At 64.9% G+C, this 16,503-nt stretch carries 11 protein-coding genes; 8 read left to right on the top strand and 3 right to left on the bottom strand.

From position 1 onward, the window contains the following. Positions 1-95: 95 nt before the first annotated feature. From GOOTI_RS07415 to GOOTI_RS07400, 4 genes are all read left to right on the top strand, one after another. Complete coding sequence (locus GOOTI_RS07415) at positions 96-806, top strand: glycosyltransferase family 2 protein (protein WP_039993724.1); 711 nt, start codon at positions 96-98, stop codon at positions 804-806. Beyond that, complete coding sequence (locus GOOTI_RS07410; RefSeq protein WP_007237948.1) at positions 803-1,774, top strand: acyl-CoA dehydrogenase family protein; 972 nt, start codon at positions 803-805, stop codon at positions 1,772-1,774. The genes GOOTI_RS07415 and GOOTI_RS07410 overlap by 4 nt, the downstream gene beginning before the upstream one ends. A 102-nt stretch (positions 1,775-1,876) precedes the next feature. Further along, complete coding sequence (locus tag GOOTI_RS07405) at positions 1,877-4,243, top strand: lysylphosphatidylglycerol synthase transmembrane domain-containing protein (protein WP_007237947.1); 2,367 nt, start codon at positions 1,877-1,879, stop codon at positions 4,241-4,243. 95 nt (positions 4,244-4,338) lie between these two features. After that, positions 4,339-5,190: a 3-hydroxybutyryl-CoA dehydrogenase gene (locus tag GOOTI_RS07400; protein ID WP_007237946.1), complete on the top strand. Its 852-nt coding sequence runs from the start codon at positions 4,339-4,341 to the stop codon at positions 5,188-5,190. Between the two features lie 89 nt (positions 5,191-5,279). Here GOOTI_RS07400 and GOOTI_RS07395 read toward each other — a convergent pair whose 3' ends face one another. The 3 genes from GOOTI_RS07395 to GOOTI_RS07385 are packed head-to-tail and all read right to left on the bottom strand — an operon-like array spanning position 5,280 to position 11,136. Then, positions 5,280-8,627: an ATP-binding protein gene (locus GOOTI_RS07395; protein WP_039993723.1), complete on the bottom strand. Its 3,348-nt coding sequence runs from the start codon at positions 8,625-8,627 to the stop codon at positions 5,280-5,282. A gap of 41 nt (positions 8,628-8,668) precedes the next feature. Then, a complete protein-coding gene (locus tag GOOTI_RS07390) occupies positions 8,669-9,523 on the bottom strand; it encodes a DUF4194 domain-containing protein (RefSeq protein WP_007237944.1) in 855 nt (284 codons plus the stop codon). Further along, positions 9,523-11,136: a DUF3375 domain-containing protein gene (locus GOOTI_RS07385; protein ID WP_138985210.1), complete on the bottom strand. Its 1,614-nt coding sequence runs from the start codon at positions 11,134-11,136 to the stop codon at positions 9,523-9,525. The genes GOOTI_RS07390 and GOOTI_RS07385 overlap by 1 nt, the downstream gene beginning before the upstream one ends. A gap of 320 nt (positions 11,137-11,456) precedes the next feature. Between GOOTI_RS07385 and GOOTI_RS07380 the strand changes: the two genes are divergently transcribed. From GOOTI_RS07380 to GOOTI_RS07365, 4 genes are all read left to right on the top strand, one after another. After that, entirely contained in the window at positions 11,457-13,694 is a 2,238-nt protein-coding gene (locus GOOTI_RS07380; protein WP_007237942.1) for an NADP-dependent isocitrate dehydrogenase, read from the top strand. 165 nt (positions 13,695-13,859) lie between these two features. Then, the gene (locus GOOTI_RS07375) at positions 13,860-14,213 is read left to right on the top strand and encodes a VOC family protein (protein WP_007237941.1); all 354 of its coding nucleotides are present in this window, start codon (positions 13,860-13,862) and stop codon (positions 14,211-14,213) included. 125 nt (positions 14,214-14,338) lie between these two features. After that, entirely contained in the window at positions 14,339-15,841 is a 1,503-nt protein-coding gene (gene phoA, locus GOOTI_RS07370) for an alkaline phosphatase (RefSeq protein ID WP_039993721.1), read from the top strand. A 117-nt stretch (positions 15,842-15,958) separates the two neighbouring features. Continuing rightward, positions 15,959-16,492 carry an FKBP-type peptidyl-prolyl cis-trans isomerase gene (locus GOOTI_RS07365; protein ID WP_051997893.1) on the top strand — a complete coding sequence of 178 codons (534 nt, stop codon included), beginning with the start codon at positions 15,959-15,961 and terminating at the stop codon, positions 16,490-16,492. Positions 16,493-16,503 lie beyond the last annotated feature (11 nt).

The following is a 16,503-nucleotide window of genomic DNA, read 5'->3' as shown; positions in this document are numbered from 1 at the left end:
CACTGGGCACCGCGATCGTCCGACCTCTCCCGGGGGGCCTCACCGTGCGTGCATCAGTTTTCTCTGCTTCACCGGCGCAGTCGCGCGGACCCGACGTGTCGTCGCGGCCGGCGACGATCAACCGGGTTGTCGTGGTGGTTCCCGCCCACAATGAAGAAGACCTGCTCCACGACTGTCTGTCGAGCGTGCTCACCGCGGCCGGCAACACGACGCGCTCGGTGAAGGTGACCGTCGTTCTCGACGCGTGTACGGACGCGACAGCGCGGCGAGTGCCGCCGGGCATAGACGTGATCTCCTGCGCGTTCGCCTCCGTCGGCGCAGCCCGACGCGAGGGTTTCGCCAGACACGGACACGGGTCCGCCGCCGACTCGGCACGGACCTGGTACGCCAGTACCGATGCGGATAGCCGAGTGCCGCCGAACTGGCTCGAACAGCAACTCGATTTCGGAGATCGGGGGGTCGACTGCTACCTCGGGACCGTCACGCCCGACGATTTCACTGCGTGGGCACCGGGCGTCGAACAGCGGTACCTGCGCGGCTACAGCCAGAAGGAGGGACACGGCCACATCCACGGCGCGAACCTCGGGATGCGGGCCGCGATCTATCACGCGGTAGGCGGGTTCGCTCCCCTCGCACATGGAGAGGACGTCGACCTGGTGTCTCGCGTGCGTGCCCTTGGTGCGCGGGTGGTCGCGTCTGCGCACGCTCCCGTGGTGACCTCGACCCGCGCGCACGGGCGGGCGGCACACGGTTTCGCGGCGCACCTTCGGGCGCTGGCCGTTCCCGCCGCCGAGGGGCACGCATGACGGGGACCGCAGCACAGCGAGCACGGAGCATCCTCGACAGTGCGCCTGCTGCGCCGTATCCGGGCGGCGGAGCCACCGGGGCACGGTGGCAGACGCTGCGGGATCTGTGCCACGTCGACATCGCCGTCGGACGGCTCGTGGAAGCCCACCTCGATGCCGACGCGATCCTGCACGAACTGGCCGGGTGCGGGACTGCGCCCGAGCAGTTCTGGGGCGTGTGGGCGGCTGAGCCCCCACACCCACGGGTAACCGCCGTATCCGGCGCCGACGGTGGCTGGACGCTCTCGGGAGCCAAGCCGTGGTGTTCCGGTGTCGTCTCGTGCACCCACGCCCTGATCACCGCAGACGTCGACGCCGGGTCTGCACGCCGACTGTTCGCCGTCGCGCTCGACGCCGCGGGTGTGCGTCGGGAGCTCACCGACTGGACCAATACGGGTATGGACCGGACAGAGACGGGCACGGTGATCCTCGACAACGTTGCCGCAGAACCGATCGGTGCGCCCGGCGCCTACCTCGACCGCTCCGGTTTCTGGCATGGCGGGATCGGAGTGGCGGCATGCTGGGCGGGTGGTGCGCACAAGGTCGCCGACGTGCTCTATGCCGCCGTGGCGGACACCACGCGAGCGCCATCGGACATCCTGCTGATGCACCTCGGCGCGGTCGAGGCTCATCTCGCGAGCGCCGTCGCGCTCCTCGACGACACCGCTCGCGCCGTCGACGGCGCTCCACACGACGCCGAACTTGCCCGCCGACGGGCACTGATCGTGCGCTGGTCGGTGGAACAGGTCGCTGGTGCCGTGATCGACCGGGTGAACCGGGCGCTGGGTCCGGGGCCGCTCGTGCACGACGCCGAACACGCCCAGGCGGTCGCCGACCTCCAGGTCTACGTCCGCCAATCGCATGCCGACTCCGACCTCGTGGCTCTCGGCAAAGCGGTGTCGGCGAGTACACAGACGGCTTTCCGCTAGCCCTCACCTCCCGGGTTGTCGGGCGTCGTGCCGATATGTTGGGGTCTATTACGCCCGGCAGATCGTCGGCGCACCTGGACCGTGGAAAGACACGAACAGCCGATGGATGTGGACGGACGCGAGATCACGGTCACCGGTGATCTCCTGCAGCCACTGATCCGACGCACGTCGGACATCTTCCGGCTGGTCGTCTCGGCGATGGTGTTGATCGTCGTGGTCGTGAGTTCGCTCATCACCCGAGGCGACTGGGTGGCGCTGGAAAAGTCCATCTCCGACATCGTCGGCGTCCTCACCCCCACGCAGGCAGGCCTGGTCTACCTCGCGTACGGCATCGCAATTCTCGCTCTACCGTTCATGATCCTGGTCGGTCTCCTCGCGGCGCGGCAGTGGCGCCTGCTGTGGGCGTACGCGACGGCGGCCGCGATCAGCTTTCTCGCGCTCTCGGTCAGCGAGAACGGTATCGCCGCGCCCACCTGGCATTTCGATCGAGGCGAACGACTGGACTCACTGTTGTCGCAGTTCCTCGACGATCCTCGATGGATTGCGATGCTCGCAGCCGTCCTGACCGTGTCGGGCCCCTGGTTACCCGCACGGTGGCGTCGATGGTGGTGGATCCTGTTGCTGGCGTTCGTCCCCATCCACCTGGTGGTCAGCGCGGTCGTTCCCGCCCGAGCCGTGCTCGGACTGGCCACCGGCTGGTTCGTCGGTGCGTTGGTCGTATGGGTGGCGGGAACGCCTGCGCTGGTTGTGCCCCTGGAGGACGCGGCGCGGATACTTGCCCGTCGCGGGGTCTCGGTGACCGCTATGCGCGTGATCCGGCCCGCGAGCCGCGGACCGCTGGAGCTCGTCGCAACCGCGGACCGTGACGTCATCGTCGACCTCTACGGGCCCAATCAGCGAAGCGCCGGCCTGCTCCGGGAGTTCTGGCGAAAAATCCGCTTGCGGTCGGAAGAGACAGCACCACTTCAGCTTTCCGTGCATCGCATGGTCGAACACCGAGGCCTCATGACGCTGACCGTCGACGGGCTCGGGCTGTCGAACAGCTCGACGCTGGCGGTCGCTCTGCTCGACCGCGACTGGACGATGTTCGCGGGGACCCCGCCGCAGGGAACGCCACTGAACACATGCAGCGACGACGTCCCGGTCGCCGAGGTGTGGGGAGCTCTGCACGCGCTGCACTCGGCGGCGATCTCACACGGGGATCTGCGTGGCCCGCAGATCACCGTCGTCGACGGAGCCGTCAGATTCGGCGGATTCCACTTCGCCGAGTTCGGTGCCTCCGACGTCCAGTTGCAGTCCGACATAGCCCAACTTCTCGTGACCACCACCGACCTGTACGGCTCTCATGCCGCGGTCACCGCGGCCATCAACGCATTCGGCGCCGACGCCGTACTCATCGCGTCCCGCCGACTCAGTGCGTCGGCCCTGCCGAAGCGGATCCGGGACGCCGTGGCCGACGGTAAAGGCGCGATGTCGTCGGCGCGGGAGGAGATCCGGTCGCAGACGGGTGCCGACGAGATCCGGGCCGAGACCATCACGCGATTCAGCCGTTCGCAGATCATCCAACTCGTCCTGCTCGTCGCCCTGGTCTATGTCGCCTATCCGTTCATCAGCACAGTTCCCACGTTCTTCAGTGAGCTGCGCACGCTCGACTGGTGGTGGGCGCTGCTCGGCCTCGCGGCGTCGATGCTCACCTACGTCGGCGCCGCTGCGGCGTTGTGGGCGTGCGCAGACGGGTTGACCAGCATGTGGCGCCTGACCGTCATGCAGTTCGCCAACACGTTCGCCGCGACGACAACCCCCGCAGGTGTGGGCGGACTCGCCCTGAGTACTCGGTTTCTCCAGAAGGCAGGGCTCGGCGGAGTGCGTGCGACCACTGCCGTTGCGCTGCAGCAGAGTGTGCAGGTGATCGTGCACGTCGTGCTCCTGCTGTTCTTCACCGCCATCGCGGGCACGTCGGCCGACCTGTCGCATTTCGTCCCCTCGGCCACGGTGCTCTACCTGGTGGCCGGCATCGTGCTCGGGGCACTCGGACTCTTCTTGTTCATCCCCAAGCTCCGACATTGGCTCGGTGCGTCTCTCGGCCCGAAGTTGCGGGAGGTGCTCGCCGATCTCCGAGCAGTCGCGCGCGAGCCGCGGCGTCTTGCGATCATCACACTCGGTTGCGGCGCAACAACTCTCGGCGGTGCGCTCGCATTGTGGGCGAGCGTGCACGCTTTCGGGGGCACCGTGTCGTTCATCACGGTGACTGTGGTCACGATGGTCGGCGGGACTCTGGCATCGGCTGCCCCGACACCCGGCGGCGTCGGGGCCGTCGAGGCCGCGTTGATCGGTGGTCTGGCCGCGTTCGGGGTGCCGTCCGCCGTCGCCGTTCCCGGAGTTCTCCTCTACCGCGTCCTGACGTGTTGGCTGCCGGTCTTCGTCGGATGGCCGGTGATGCACTGGCTCACCCGCAAGAACATGATCTGAGCGCTGTGCGGCCGGCGACGGAGTCTGGTTCCCGACGGCGTCGGCGTGCGCAGTAGGCTGACCTGCGACCACGTTTCAACATCTGGAGGAGCTCCATGACACAGCTCGGAGTAGTCGGCGGCGGCACGATGGGTGCAGGTATCGCCGAGATCGCGATCCGCGCGGGCGATGACGTCCTCGTGCTCGAACGCGACCAGGCTGCTGCGGACGCGGCCCGCGCGCGTATCGAGAAGTCGATCAACCGTGCGGTCTCGAAGTCGAAGATCAGCGCCGAAGAAGCCGAGCAGGCGTTGGCCCGTCTGACGCTGACCACCTCGGTGTCCGACTTCGCCGACCGCGAACTCGTCATCGAGGCCCTGCCCGAGATCGAGGCACTCAAGGTGGGTTTCTTCGCCGAACTCGACAAGATCACCGCTCCGACCGCGATCCTCGCGACCAACACGTCGTCGATCCCGATCATCCGAATCGCCAAGGACGTCGCGGACCCGAGTCGCGTTGTCGGTGTGCACTTCTTCAACCCCGTGCCCGTCATGCCGCTGGTGGAGATCATCTCTAGCCTCGCCAGTTCGCCCGAGGCGATCGCAACGGTGACAGAGTACGCACGAGATCATCTCGGCAAGAAGACGATTCAGGCAGGCGACCGCGGCGGATTCGTCGTGAACGCCTTGCTCATCCCGTACCTCGTCGACGCCATCCGCATGTACGAGAGCGGCTACGCGTCCAAGGAGGACATCGACACCGGCATGGTGAACGGCTGCGGACACCCGATGGGTCCGTTGACGCTCAGCGACACCGTCGGGCTCGACGTCGTTCTCGACGTCGCCGAGTCGCTCTATGACGAGTTCCGCCAGCCTCACTATGCGCCGCCACCACTGCTTCGTCGCATGGTCGAGGCGGGCTACCTGGGCAAGAAGTCGGGCAAGGGCTTCTACGACTACTCGTCCTGACACCGCGAGCACTCTGCTACACGAGGGTCCCGGCTGACATCGATCAGCCGGGACCCTCGTGTATCAGTGGGCAGATGCCGTCGGCACGCTCACACCGGCAGGCGACTGCCACTCGTACGGCGTAGATCCGAGAACGCCTGGATCGACGTCGAGATGGCGGTCGCGACCGGTCGAGCGTTGACGTCCTCACTCTTCGAGACCATCACCACGTTGTCGATATAGGGCTGGATGGTGCTCGTGTTCTGCACTGTCGCCACGATGATCAACTGGAAGCCGAACTTTCGGAAGGCGGCGAGTGCCTGCTGTGCGAACTGGGGGTCGGACTTGGAGAAGGCCTCATCGAGCATCAACTGCGCGAAAATCGGACGGTTTCCGTTGCCAGTGGGGCTCGCGAGGTTGAAGCTCAAGGCTCCTGCGAGGCAGAACGCCATGAGTTTCTCCTGCTCACCGCCCGAGTTGTCACCGGCGTTGCTGTACGTGCGGATGGTTTCCCCGGTATCGGCGTCGCGCTCTTCGCAGTAGAAATCGAATCGGTTTCGCACGTCGAGGGCGTCGCGGGTCCACTGTCGGTCCTCCGGAGTCGCCCCACCGAGCCGCTCGCGCAGGAGCAGGATGTCGGCATACTGCTCGAGGATCGCCTCCTCGTCGCCGAACCCGACGGCAGCGGTGCGCGCCGACGATCCCTGTCGTGCCTTGTCGGTCAGTTCGGCCACCGCGGCCAGCGTCTTGCGACCGGGGCACAGCCGCAGACGTGTACCACGGTTGAACGCCACAGAGCCGAGCCCGGAATTGACCCTCTCGATCTGTTCGACGATCCGTCGCTCTTCGGCCTCGGCCGCCATGTGCAGACTCAGGATCGCGCCGGGAGCCTGTTCGGTGATCAGTCGTCGCATCCGTTCGTACGCGGCGGGCAACTCCCTCTCATCGATCCGGCGACAGAGGGCCACGTAGTCGTGGACCCGCTCGTCGAAGTCGTCGCTGTCGTTGGGAATCGCATCGGGAAACTCCTTGTCGTAGGAGTCCAGGATGCGACCGAGTTCGTCACGTGAGCGCCGGGTGTCGGCGCGCATGCGATCGCGTTCGCGCCCAACCGCTTTGAGTAGCTCCTGACGGAACGGATCGGGAGCGAGTACGTCGAGGACCGCCGGAGACTCTTCCCGGAAACGGTCGAGCGTCGTCTCGGCATGTGTCGAGATCGGCTCGAGCTTCAATCTGTCGACGAGATCGAGCAGCCGTGTACGGCGGTTGTCGTGCGTGGCGATCTTGTCGCGCACCAACGCGGCCTGCGAGATCGCCGCACGAACCTGTTCCCAGATGTCCTCGGCCTTGCGCTGCAACGCCTCGGTATCGGGATGTTCCTCCATCAACAGTTCGTACTGCTCGGTGAGAGTGTCGACGCGGTCGTCGGCTGTGTCGAGGTCGATCTCGCTCCACTGTGTGAACTGTTCGCACACCCGACGGTAGGCGTCACGTCTCTGCTCCGAGAGCGTTCGCTCGCGGTCGAGTTCTGCGCTGCGAGCGCGTGCCTGCTCGTAGAGCTGGTTCTCGAGGTCGAGTTCTTCTTGCAGCGCAGCGATCTTGGCGGTGACGTTGCCGACGAAGATGTACTGCGACGGACGCAACTGCCCGCGGTCGTCCTTGATCGCGAGCTTCGCCGAGTCCTTGCGCAGACCACGATCGGTCACGGCCTTGGAGTGTTCGACGAAGTCCGCGGTGGATTCCACGCACACGTAGTTGCCGAGCTTGGCCAGGATCGTCAGTGCCTCGTTCGTACACGGGTGATCGGGTTCCGCAGCACGCAACGTTGCCCCGAGGGTGCCCGGCTCGACCAGCGGAGCCGGACGCGCTTCGGCATGGTGGAGCTGAATCCGGCCCCGCATGTCATGATCGTTGACGAACTTGAGCGCGGCTGCGAAATGCTTGTCCGGCACCAACAGTCGCAATCCGGCGTTACGCAGAACCTTCTCGACCGCCACTCGCCACCGCTCGGCGGAAGGAGCGAGTTCCACGAGCTCTGCCACGTAGCGCAGCTCCGTCTCGTCGACTTGCAATGCGCTCGCGATGATTCGACGCATCTCATGTTCCGCACGAGGCAGCGCAGAACCCGCATGCCGTACTCGCTCGAGTTCTTCACGCGCGGCATCACGTTGGGCGCGGGCAGCGACTTCGGTGGCGAGGGTCTCGGCGAAATGCGGCTTGCCGGCTTCGAGTTGACCGTCGAGTCGGGTCGCCTCCTCCATCAGGTGCTCGCGCAGTTCCCAGAAGGCCTCACCGTCCTCGGGGACGTCGAATCCGAGTGCTGCGATCTTGTGCTCGTATGTCGCGCGGCGAATAGATGCCTCGTTGCTCGCCTTCTGCGCGGTCGAGAGTTGTTCTTGTAGCGGAGCGAGATCGCCGGTCGACGTCGCTATCCGCCCGAGCAGGTGACTGTGATCCTGGCGTAGTTGATCGTGCTGCGCGGTCAGCGCGGCCAGGTCGGCGTCGAGGCGGGCGATCTGATCGTCGAGATCGCCGATCTCGGGTTCGGCGTTGCGTATACGAAGATTCGTCACATACGACCGGACAACCTCGGGTTCGATCGTGTCGAGAACTGTGAAAGTCGCCGACTCTGCTGCGTAGCGTTCCTGCAACGCCTCGACGTTGTCGAGAATGGTGCGCTTGCGTCGTGAGACGTCGAGGAGTTCACGTGCCTCCACGAGCGGATCGATCTGCTCGAGCGCGTCGGAGATCCCGGCGATACTCGTCGGTTCGTCGAGCATGAACTCCCGGACGAACTGTGCGAGTCCACCAACACTCTTGAGAGACTTGGCTTTGCCGAGCAACTGTTGTGCTGCGTCGGAGGCGCGGATGCCGATGAGTGAGTACAGCGTCGTGAGGTACTTGCCCTCCCCGGGCCCGCCCTGCCACCCTCGATCACGGAAGCGTGCTGCGCTGTAGTTGTTCGCTGCCCAGTCGTTGCAGGCGTCGACGATGTCGACGTCGCCGTCGTGGATGAAGTAGGCGCTATGCGCATCGGTGAGCTTTCCCGCGGCCAGCCACTTCAGGACCAGCCCGGTGATCGCCGTGCCGGACGTCGAGGTGTACGTGACAGAGATCGCCGCCCACGCCGGTCCGCTGCCCCGCAGATACATGATCTCGCGATGGGCTCCCGTCGCATCGCGGCGTTCGCCCCACGCGCCACGCACATACTTGCCCACTGTGCGCCTGCCGCCGGACGAGCCGGCTGCGGTGGTGTCCCCCGACGCGTTGAAGTTGCGTCGGTGGTCGGGCAGGAATGCGAGTGAGATCGCATCCAGCAGTGACGATTTGCCACTTCCGGATGATCCGGTGATGAGTGCGCCGCCCGGGCTGAAGTCGATGGAGTGGTACCCGTCGAACACACCCCAGTTGATGAGCTGCAACCGCGAGAGGTAGTACTGCTCGTCGCTGTCGCGCAGCGCGGCACTGCTTCCTCGTTGATCCGGCCTGTGGAAACTGCTCACCACTCGTCTCCTTCCTCGTCGGCATAAGCGTCGGTGTCGTCGGCGGACGACGGGCCGTCTGTGCCGTCCCACGCATCGGAGTCGGTCTGATCGGTGGTGGCAGCGAGGTCGTCGCCGGTGTCTCCGGCACCGACGAACTGCTCGAACTGGCGCTGCAGATCGGTGATGACCGATGCCGTCATCACCGCGGTGATGACCGGACTCACAGTGAAGGTGTCCGGGTCGTCTCGATGGCGGCGGAGGAAATCGAGCTCTTCCATCTTGTCGATCGCACGCTCGATCCTCTTGTCGAACAGCGCGAGGTCGCGATCGATGGTGTTGGTCACGCCTGCGAACAGCTCGTGGATCTCCTCACGGGTGATGATCGCGGTCTCCTCGCGCGACGACCGCAGGAACTTCGCCAGGTGCAGCGCAAGGATCGCATCGTAGGTCTGAATCGTTTCTCGCTTGAGAATTCTTCTACCCCAGCGTGATTCGTAGCCAGCCTGTTCCACGAAGGCCACCTGGAGCTCGTCGACGAGACGCAACCTGAGATCGAGTTCCGACAGACGGCTGCGCAACAGTTCCTGGTATTCGGTCACCCACGCCCACAGCTGCGGGTTTCGATCCCCACTGACATGCCTGCGGGTGAGGAGGTTCTGGAGCGCCCAGCACGCGCGGTCGGGCATCGCCGAGACGTCACCGTCGAATCTGGGTGCGCGCGGCTCGTCGACGCGTCCGCGGGTCGCGGCGGACGGTAGGTCGTCATACCCGGCGTACTCGTCAGCGGGCACCGCAGGGGATCCGGTCACGCCGCCCTCGGTGGTGTCCGCCGTCGAATTGTGCGGACCGGTCGTGTCAGTGCTTGTCATCAGGCGTCGGCTTCCGTGCTGAGAATCGAATCGGAGTCGCTGTACTGCGACGGGATGGGTTCGCTGAACATCAACACCGGAACCTCGATCGCGCGATCCTCACCCTCGAGGGAGCGGAAGCGGACGAACGACGACGCGCCACCGTCGCCGGCCGTGTTCGCGAAGGCATCCACCGAACGTGTGTCCCCAGGCTGGCGCTGTGTATTCCGAGGCTGGCGCTGAATTTCCCTAGGCTGGCGCAGTGTATTCCTAGGCTGGCGCAGGGCCCACGACCACAACACGATCACATGCGCCAGATACGGCTCGTCGAGCGCGTCGATCGCCTCGCTCAGCGACACCGGGCCGCTCGCCAGCTTCTCGTTGACGACGTCGGCGAGTTCGACCGTGTCGACCTGGCCTGCGAGTGACGCGAACGACGCCAGATTTGTGCGACCGTCAGCAGGACGGGCCTGCTCAGGCGGCGCGGGATTACGGATCTCGAAAGCAAGGCGGCCGATCGAGGTGACCAGCGGTGTCGCGACCGGGAGTTCGTACCCGAGGCGACGATCGGCGAGCGAGTCCTTGAGAAGCTCATTCGCTGTGGCCAGTGCGTCGTTGAGCTGACGGGCGACGCCGCGGCTCTGTTCCAGGGTTCCCGACGCCACGAATCTGCGGATGCGGCGGGCGCAGCGCTGCCGGATTCGTCCGACCTCCGCCATCTGCTCGCTCACCAGCGGGAAGAAGTTCTCCATCACCGCGCGCAACCCCGTGTCGATACTGGGCAACCGGTCGACAACGAGTTCGATGTCGGCGATGAGACGGGCGCGCTGCTGCGGATCCTGGATCATCTGGGTGAAAGCGTGATACGACGCACTCTGCGACGACTCGAGGAGAAGCTCGTAATCGTCGAACATCTGACGCTGTCGGTCCCGGTAGGCGAGATCGGAATCATGCGGGTCGTCGAGCAGCGCGGTGGTGATCCGATCGAGCATCGCGCCGTACTGGCCGATGTCACCGATGATCTGTTCCATCTGATAGGCGATCGCGCGCGCCTCGTCCTCGGCGCCGCGAAGGTCCAGAGGTCGGCGACGGCCCTCATTGAGTTCGACGAGCTCGGCGTCGAGTTCATCGATCTGATGCGCGATGTCCTCGCGGATCCGGTCCGGATCATCGGCGACCCGCGTCGCCACCCGATGCAGACCCGCCGCGACACCGGTGATCGAGCCACCGGTGGCGACACTGTCCTCGCGGCGCAGTCGTCGCATGTAGGCGATCACCGAGCGCGCCTCGGTGGTCAGGAAACACACGTTCGGCGCCGACGGTGACGTGGCGTCGGTGACGCGGAGCAACCAGCCCTGCTTGGCCCACGACTTGATGAGATCGAGGCCGGACGGCTGATCGGAGGCATCGAGCTCCGCGAGGTCGCGGTCGAGACGGATCGCGAGGTCGGACTCGGTATGGCGGGTACCGAAATCCAGATGACGCTCCATCAACGTCACATACAGCGCCGAATTGGACGCGGCGAACAGGCGGACTCCCGCCGACCTCTGGATCGCTCGGTTGGCCTCCCAGGTGCCGACCAGCGTCGTCGTGGACGGGACCGGATCTGTTGGTCGTGCGCGCACTGGTCGCATCGGCTCAGTGGCCCGATCCGCCGGAACCGCGGTCGCCGAATCATCCACGGTGGAGTTCGCCATCGTCACCTCACGGTTGCACCTCGTTCACGGACCTCGGTCGAGTTTGCCATGAGCTGATCGTGCGTCGATGGCGGCATCCGGTGACCGAGGACACCCAGCGTGCGAGCCGCGACGCAGCTCATTTCGAGAGCACATGCGGCGCGGGTTTCACGGACGGAATAGGGTTGACGCTGGACGCGCACACCCGCGCGTGGCCAGCGGTTGTGACACACGACCCAATTGTGTCGGGCGACCGGAATCGAGAGCGAAGGCAGGTTATGAGCGACAAGCAACCGACCATCATCTACACCCTGACCGACGAGGCGCCGATGCTGGCGACCTACGCCTTTCTGCCCGTTATCCGGGCGTTCGCCGACTCCGCCGACATCAACGTCGAGACTTCCGACATCTCCGTTGCGTCGCGCATCCTGTCCGAATTCCCCGACTATCTGACCGACGAACAGAAGGTCGGCGACCACCTCGGTGAACTGGGGCGTCTCACCCAGGACCCGGACACCAACATCATCAAGCTTCCCAACATCAGCGCCTCGGTACCGCAGTTGCTCGCTGCGATCAAGGAGCTGCAGTCCAAGGGATACGCCATTCCCGACTATCCGGGTAATCCGAAGACCGACGAAGAGAAGGAGATCCGCGACCGATACACGAAGTGTCTCGGTAGTGCTGTCAATCCTGTTCTGCGTGAGGGCAATTCGGATCGTCGAGCACCCAGGGCGGTCAAAGAGTACGCACAGAAGCATCCGCATTCGATGGGTGAGTGGTCGATGGCATCGCGAACCCACGTCGCGCACATGCGTGAAGGCGACTTCTATCACGGCGAGAAGTCGATGACCGTGCAGGGAGATCGCAGGGTCAAGATGGAACTGGTCACCACCGACGGTGAGTCCATCGTCCTCAAGCCCGAGGTCAAGCTTCTCGACGGCGACGTCGTCGACAGCATGTACATGAGCAAGAAGGCGCTGATCGAGTTCTACGAGAAGGAGATGGAGGACGCCTACAAGACGGGTGTCATGTTCTCGCTGCACGTCAAGGCGACGATGATGCGGGTCAGCCACCCGATCGTGTTCGGTCACGCCGTGCGCACCTTCTACAAGGAGGCGTTCGCCAAGCATGGCGACCTCTTCGACGAACTCGGCGTGAACGTCAACAACGGGCTGTCGGATCTGTACGCCAAGATCGAATCGCTGCCGGCGTCGAAGAAGGAAGAGATCGTCGACGACCTGCACAAGTGCCACGAGCACCGGCCGGAGCTCGCCATGGTCGACTCCGCTCGCGGCATCTCCAACTTCCACTCACCCAGCGATGTGATCGTCGATGCGTCGATGCCCGCGATGATCCGCGCCGGCGGCAAGATGTATGGCGCCGATGGTCGGCCCAAGGACACCAAGGCGGTCAACCCGGAATCGACGTTCTCGCGGATCTATCAGGAGATGGTCAACTTCTGTAAGACCAATGGGCAGTTCGATCCGACGACGATGGGCACCGTGCCCAACGTCGGACTGATGGCCCAGAAGGCCGAGGAGTACGGCTCGCACGACAAGACCTTCGAGATCCCGGCCGACGGTGTCGCGAACTTCGTCGACCTCGAGACCGGGGAGATCCTGCTGTCGCAGAACGTCGAGGAGGGCGACATCTGGCGCATGTGCATCGTGCGCGACGCCCCGATTCGCGACTGGGTGAAGCTGGCCGTGACGCGTGCGCGTGAGTCGGGCATGCCGGTGGTCTTCTGGCTCGACCCCTACCGTCCCCACGAGAACGAGCTGATCACCAAGGTCAACACCTACCTCAAGGATCACGACACCGAGGGCCTCGACATCCAGATCATGTCGCAGGTGCGTGCCATCCGCTACACGATGGAACGCCTGATTCGCGGCCTCGACACGATCTCGGCCACCGGCAACATCCTGCGCGACTACCTGACCGACCTGTTCCCGATCCTCGAGCTCGGTACCAGCGCCAAGATGCTGTCGATCGTCCCGCTGATGGCAGGCGGTGGTCTGTACGAGACCGGAGCGGGCGGTTCTGCCCCGAAGCACGTCAAGCAGCTCCTCGAGGAGAATCACCTCCGGTGGGATTCACTCGGTGAGTTCCTGGCGCTCGCGGTCAGCCTCGAGGATCTGGGCAAGAAGAACGACAACCCCAAGGCTGAGGTGCTCGCCAAGACACTCGACGCCGCAACGGGACGACTGCTCGAGAACAACAAGGGTCCGTCGCGCAACACGGGCGAACTCGACAACCGGGGCAGCCAGTTCTATCTCGCGATGTACTGGGCGCAAGAGCTGGCCAAACAGACCGACGACGAGGAATTGGCGAAGCACTTCGCGCCGCTGGCGAAGACGCTCGCCGAGAACGAGGATGCGATCGTGGCCGAGCTGAACAAGGCGCAAGGCGAAGCCGTCGACATCGGCGGTTACTACGCACCCGACTCGGAGAAGCTCGCGTCGGTCATGCGGCCGAGCAAGACGTTCAACGAGGCACTCGAGTCGGTTCGCGGCTGACCCGCCCAAACGCCGACCCCTGCACGCGGCTCCCGACCCTGCCTGGTCGGGAGCCGCGTGGCATATCTGGTCCGGAAGTCCCATTCGCTGACGTCAGCGGTGCACTAGCGTGAAATCCGTTGGAGTTCACCGGGGTGAACCAGGATCCGGCCAAAGGAGGCCCACGTGAGTGACCACGATGTGCGCATGATCGTTCTGTCCACCGACGATCTCGACGAGTCGATCAGGTTCTACAGCGACACGTTGGGGATGGCGCTCAAATTCCGCGACGGGGCGCACTTCGCCGCGCTCGACGGCGGCTCCCTGACGCTAGCCCTCGCGACCGACGTCGACCACCCGATTCCCGGCAAGGTGGTCGTCGGGATCAAGACCGACGACGTCGACGGCGACGCAAAAGCGGTCGAGGAAAGCGGCGGCGCGATCATCAAGGGACCCTACGATGACGCGCACGAGCGTCGTGCCGTCGTATATGACAACAAGGGCAACGGCCTGGTGTTCTACAGCCCGCTTCCGCGCTGACGAGTGCAGCCACCCGACTCGTGGTCGGGTGGCTGCACCGATGTCGTCTTCACGACAACTTTCGTTCACATAACGCAACGACCATGTCCGAGTTCAGGAAATCGACGGATATGGGGAGAATGCGGATGCGACGACATCGGTACATGGCGGTCACCGCTGTGGTGTGTGCGACGACAGTGATGGCGGCGTGCAGTGGTGGCAGCGACGACGACACGGCCGGGCCGCTGCTGGATCCCGTTGCCAAGGGCACGCTTTCAGAACATGGAGGTGCGACCAGGGCAGGTGACGACCGCGGATCGCTCATTGCCGATTCCATCCGCAACTCGGGCGCGAAGAACGTCATCCTGCTGATCGGCGACGGAATGGGCGACTCGGAGATCACCGTCGCCCGCGACTACGCACAGGGCGCAGGCGGTACCTTCAGCGGTCTTGACGCGCTTCCCCTGACCGGTCAGTACACGCACTACTCGATCGACAAGGACGGAAAGCCCACCTACGTGACCGATTCGGCCGCGAGCGGTTCGGCATGGTCGACGGGCACCAAGACCTACAACGGTGCGATCTCGGTCGACATCGAGGGAGCCCCGCAGCAGACGCTGCTCGAGCTCGCCAAGAAGGCGGGTAAGGCGACCGGTGATGTGACCACCGCGGAGATCCAGGACGCGACACCAGCGGTGCAGGTCGCCCACGTCAGCAATCGCAAGTGCTACGGACCCGAGGAGACAGCCGAGAAGTGTCCGGACGATGCGCTGGACAAGGGCGGGAAGGGGTCGATCACCGAGCAACTCCTCGCGACCCGTGCAGATCTGGTCCTCGGCGGCGGTGCGAAGACATTCCAGCAGACCGCCACCGCGGGGCAGTACCGGGGCAAAACACTCGAGGTGCAGGCAAAGGAACGTGGCTATCAGATGGTTCGCAGCGCCGACGAGCTGAACGGTGTCACGGCTGCAAACCAGGACTCCCCAGTGCTGGGATTGTTCGCCGACGGCAACATGCCGGTCCGCTGGAACGGGCCCGTCGCGACCAAGGGTGGCTACCTCGAACCCGCCGCGACCTGCACCGACAACCCAGAACGCGGTGCGTCGACACCGAAGCTCGCGGACATGACCAAGAAATCGATCGACCTGCTCAAGGGCAACGACAAAGGATTCTTCCTGCAGGTGGAGGGTGCGTCGATCGACAAGCAGGATCACGCAGCCAATCCGTGCGGTCAGATCGGTGAGACTGTGGACCTCGACGAGGCCACGAAGGTGGCGCTCGACTACGCCAAGGACAACCGCGACACGCTGGTCATCGTGACCGCCGATCACGCGCACAGCAGTCAGATCGTCGAGACGATGACCGCCGAGGACGTCCAGGAGGCCGCCGACGACGCGAAGCTCCCCGTCCAGGTGGAAAGGGACGCGCTCTACCCCGGGCTGACGCGTGTACTGACGACCAAAGACGGTCAGCCACTCACGGTGTCCTACGGGACGTCGGACAATCTCGATGCCATGGATCAGGGACACACCGGTACGCAGTTGAGAGTCGCCGCGTACGGCCCGAGCGCAGCGAACGTCGTCGGGCTGACCGACCAGACGGATCTGTTCTTCACCATCTCCCGGGCGCTGGGACTTCCTTCGTCCTAGTCGGTGCGTCGTCCACGCCCGGCGGAGGCCGGGCGTGGGATCGACAACCGATTCGGTAGCGTGACGCGAGTGAACATCCGACGCCTGTTGCTACCTGTCGCCGCTGCCTCATTGACCATCGGACTCGCTGCGTGCGGGTCGGACTCCGATTCGGGTTCAGCCCAGTCGTCGCCGACATCCGCTGCCGCGGCGAGCTGTCCGACGGCGTCGCCGGCCGCATCGGCAAAGCCCGAGTGGACCCTACGCGGAACCACGGGGAGCGTCGACGTCGTCGCCTCGACGTCGACGACCGCACCGGCGGTGAAGGTGACGACTCCGTTCGCCGTGACCGACACCGAGGTCCACACCCTGCGAGAGGGCTCAGGGCCGGTCGTCGCCGACACCGCGACCGTCAGCGTGTGTTATGTCGGCGTCAACGGTCGGGATGGGAAGACGTTCGACAGCAGCTACACCGCTGGTACACCCGTACAGTTCTCGCTGGATCAGGTCGTGGTCGGGTTCAAGAAGGCGATCGCCGGCCAGAAAGTCGGCTCCTCGGTGGCCGTGGCAATGAACCCCGCGGACGGATATCCGGACGGCAATCCGGCGGCCGGGATCGACAAGGGCGACACCCTGGTCTTCGAGTTGACGATCGTTTCGGTCGACGGGTGACTTCGTCGAAG

The sequence above is a fragment of the Gordonia otitidis NBRC 100426 genome (assembly GCF_000248075.1).
Lineage (GTDB): Bacteria > Actinomycetota > Actinomycetes > Mycobacteriales > Mycobacteriaceae > Gordonia > Gordonia otitidis.
The sequence above is the reverse complement of the archived record's forward strand: the minus strand, read 5'-3'. Positions and strand labels throughout refer to the sequence as shown.

Bases quoted from the DNA above. Each gene is read 5' to 3' on its own strand.
- GOOTI_RS07410 (WP_007237948.1), top strand. From the start codon at position 803: ATGACGGGGACCGCAGCACAGCGAGCACGGAGCATCCTCGACAGTGCG.
- GOOTI_RS07405 (WP_007237947.1), top strand. From the start codon at position 1,877: ATGGATGTGGACGGACGCGAGATCACGGTCACCGGTGATCTCCTGCAG.
- GOOTI_RS07400 (WP_007237946.1), top strand. From the start codon at position 4,339: ATGACACAGCTCGGAGTAGTCGGCGGCGGCACGATGGGTGCAGGTATC.
- GOOTI_RS07390 (WP_007237944.1), bottom strand. From the start codon at position 9,523: ATGACAAGCACTGACACGACCGGTCCGCACAATTCGACGGCGGACACC.
- GOOTI_RS07385 (WP_138985210.1), bottom strand. From the start codon at position 11,136: ATGCGACCAGTGCGCGCACGACCAACAGATCCGGTCCCGTCCACGACG.
- GOOTI_RS07380 (WP_007237942.1), top strand. From the start codon at position 11,457: ATGAGCGACAAGCAACCGACCATCATCTACACCCTGACCGACGAGGCG.
- phoA (WP_039993721.1), top strand. From the start codon at position 14,339: ATGCGACGACATCGGTACATGGCGGTCACCGCTGTGGTGTGTGCGACG.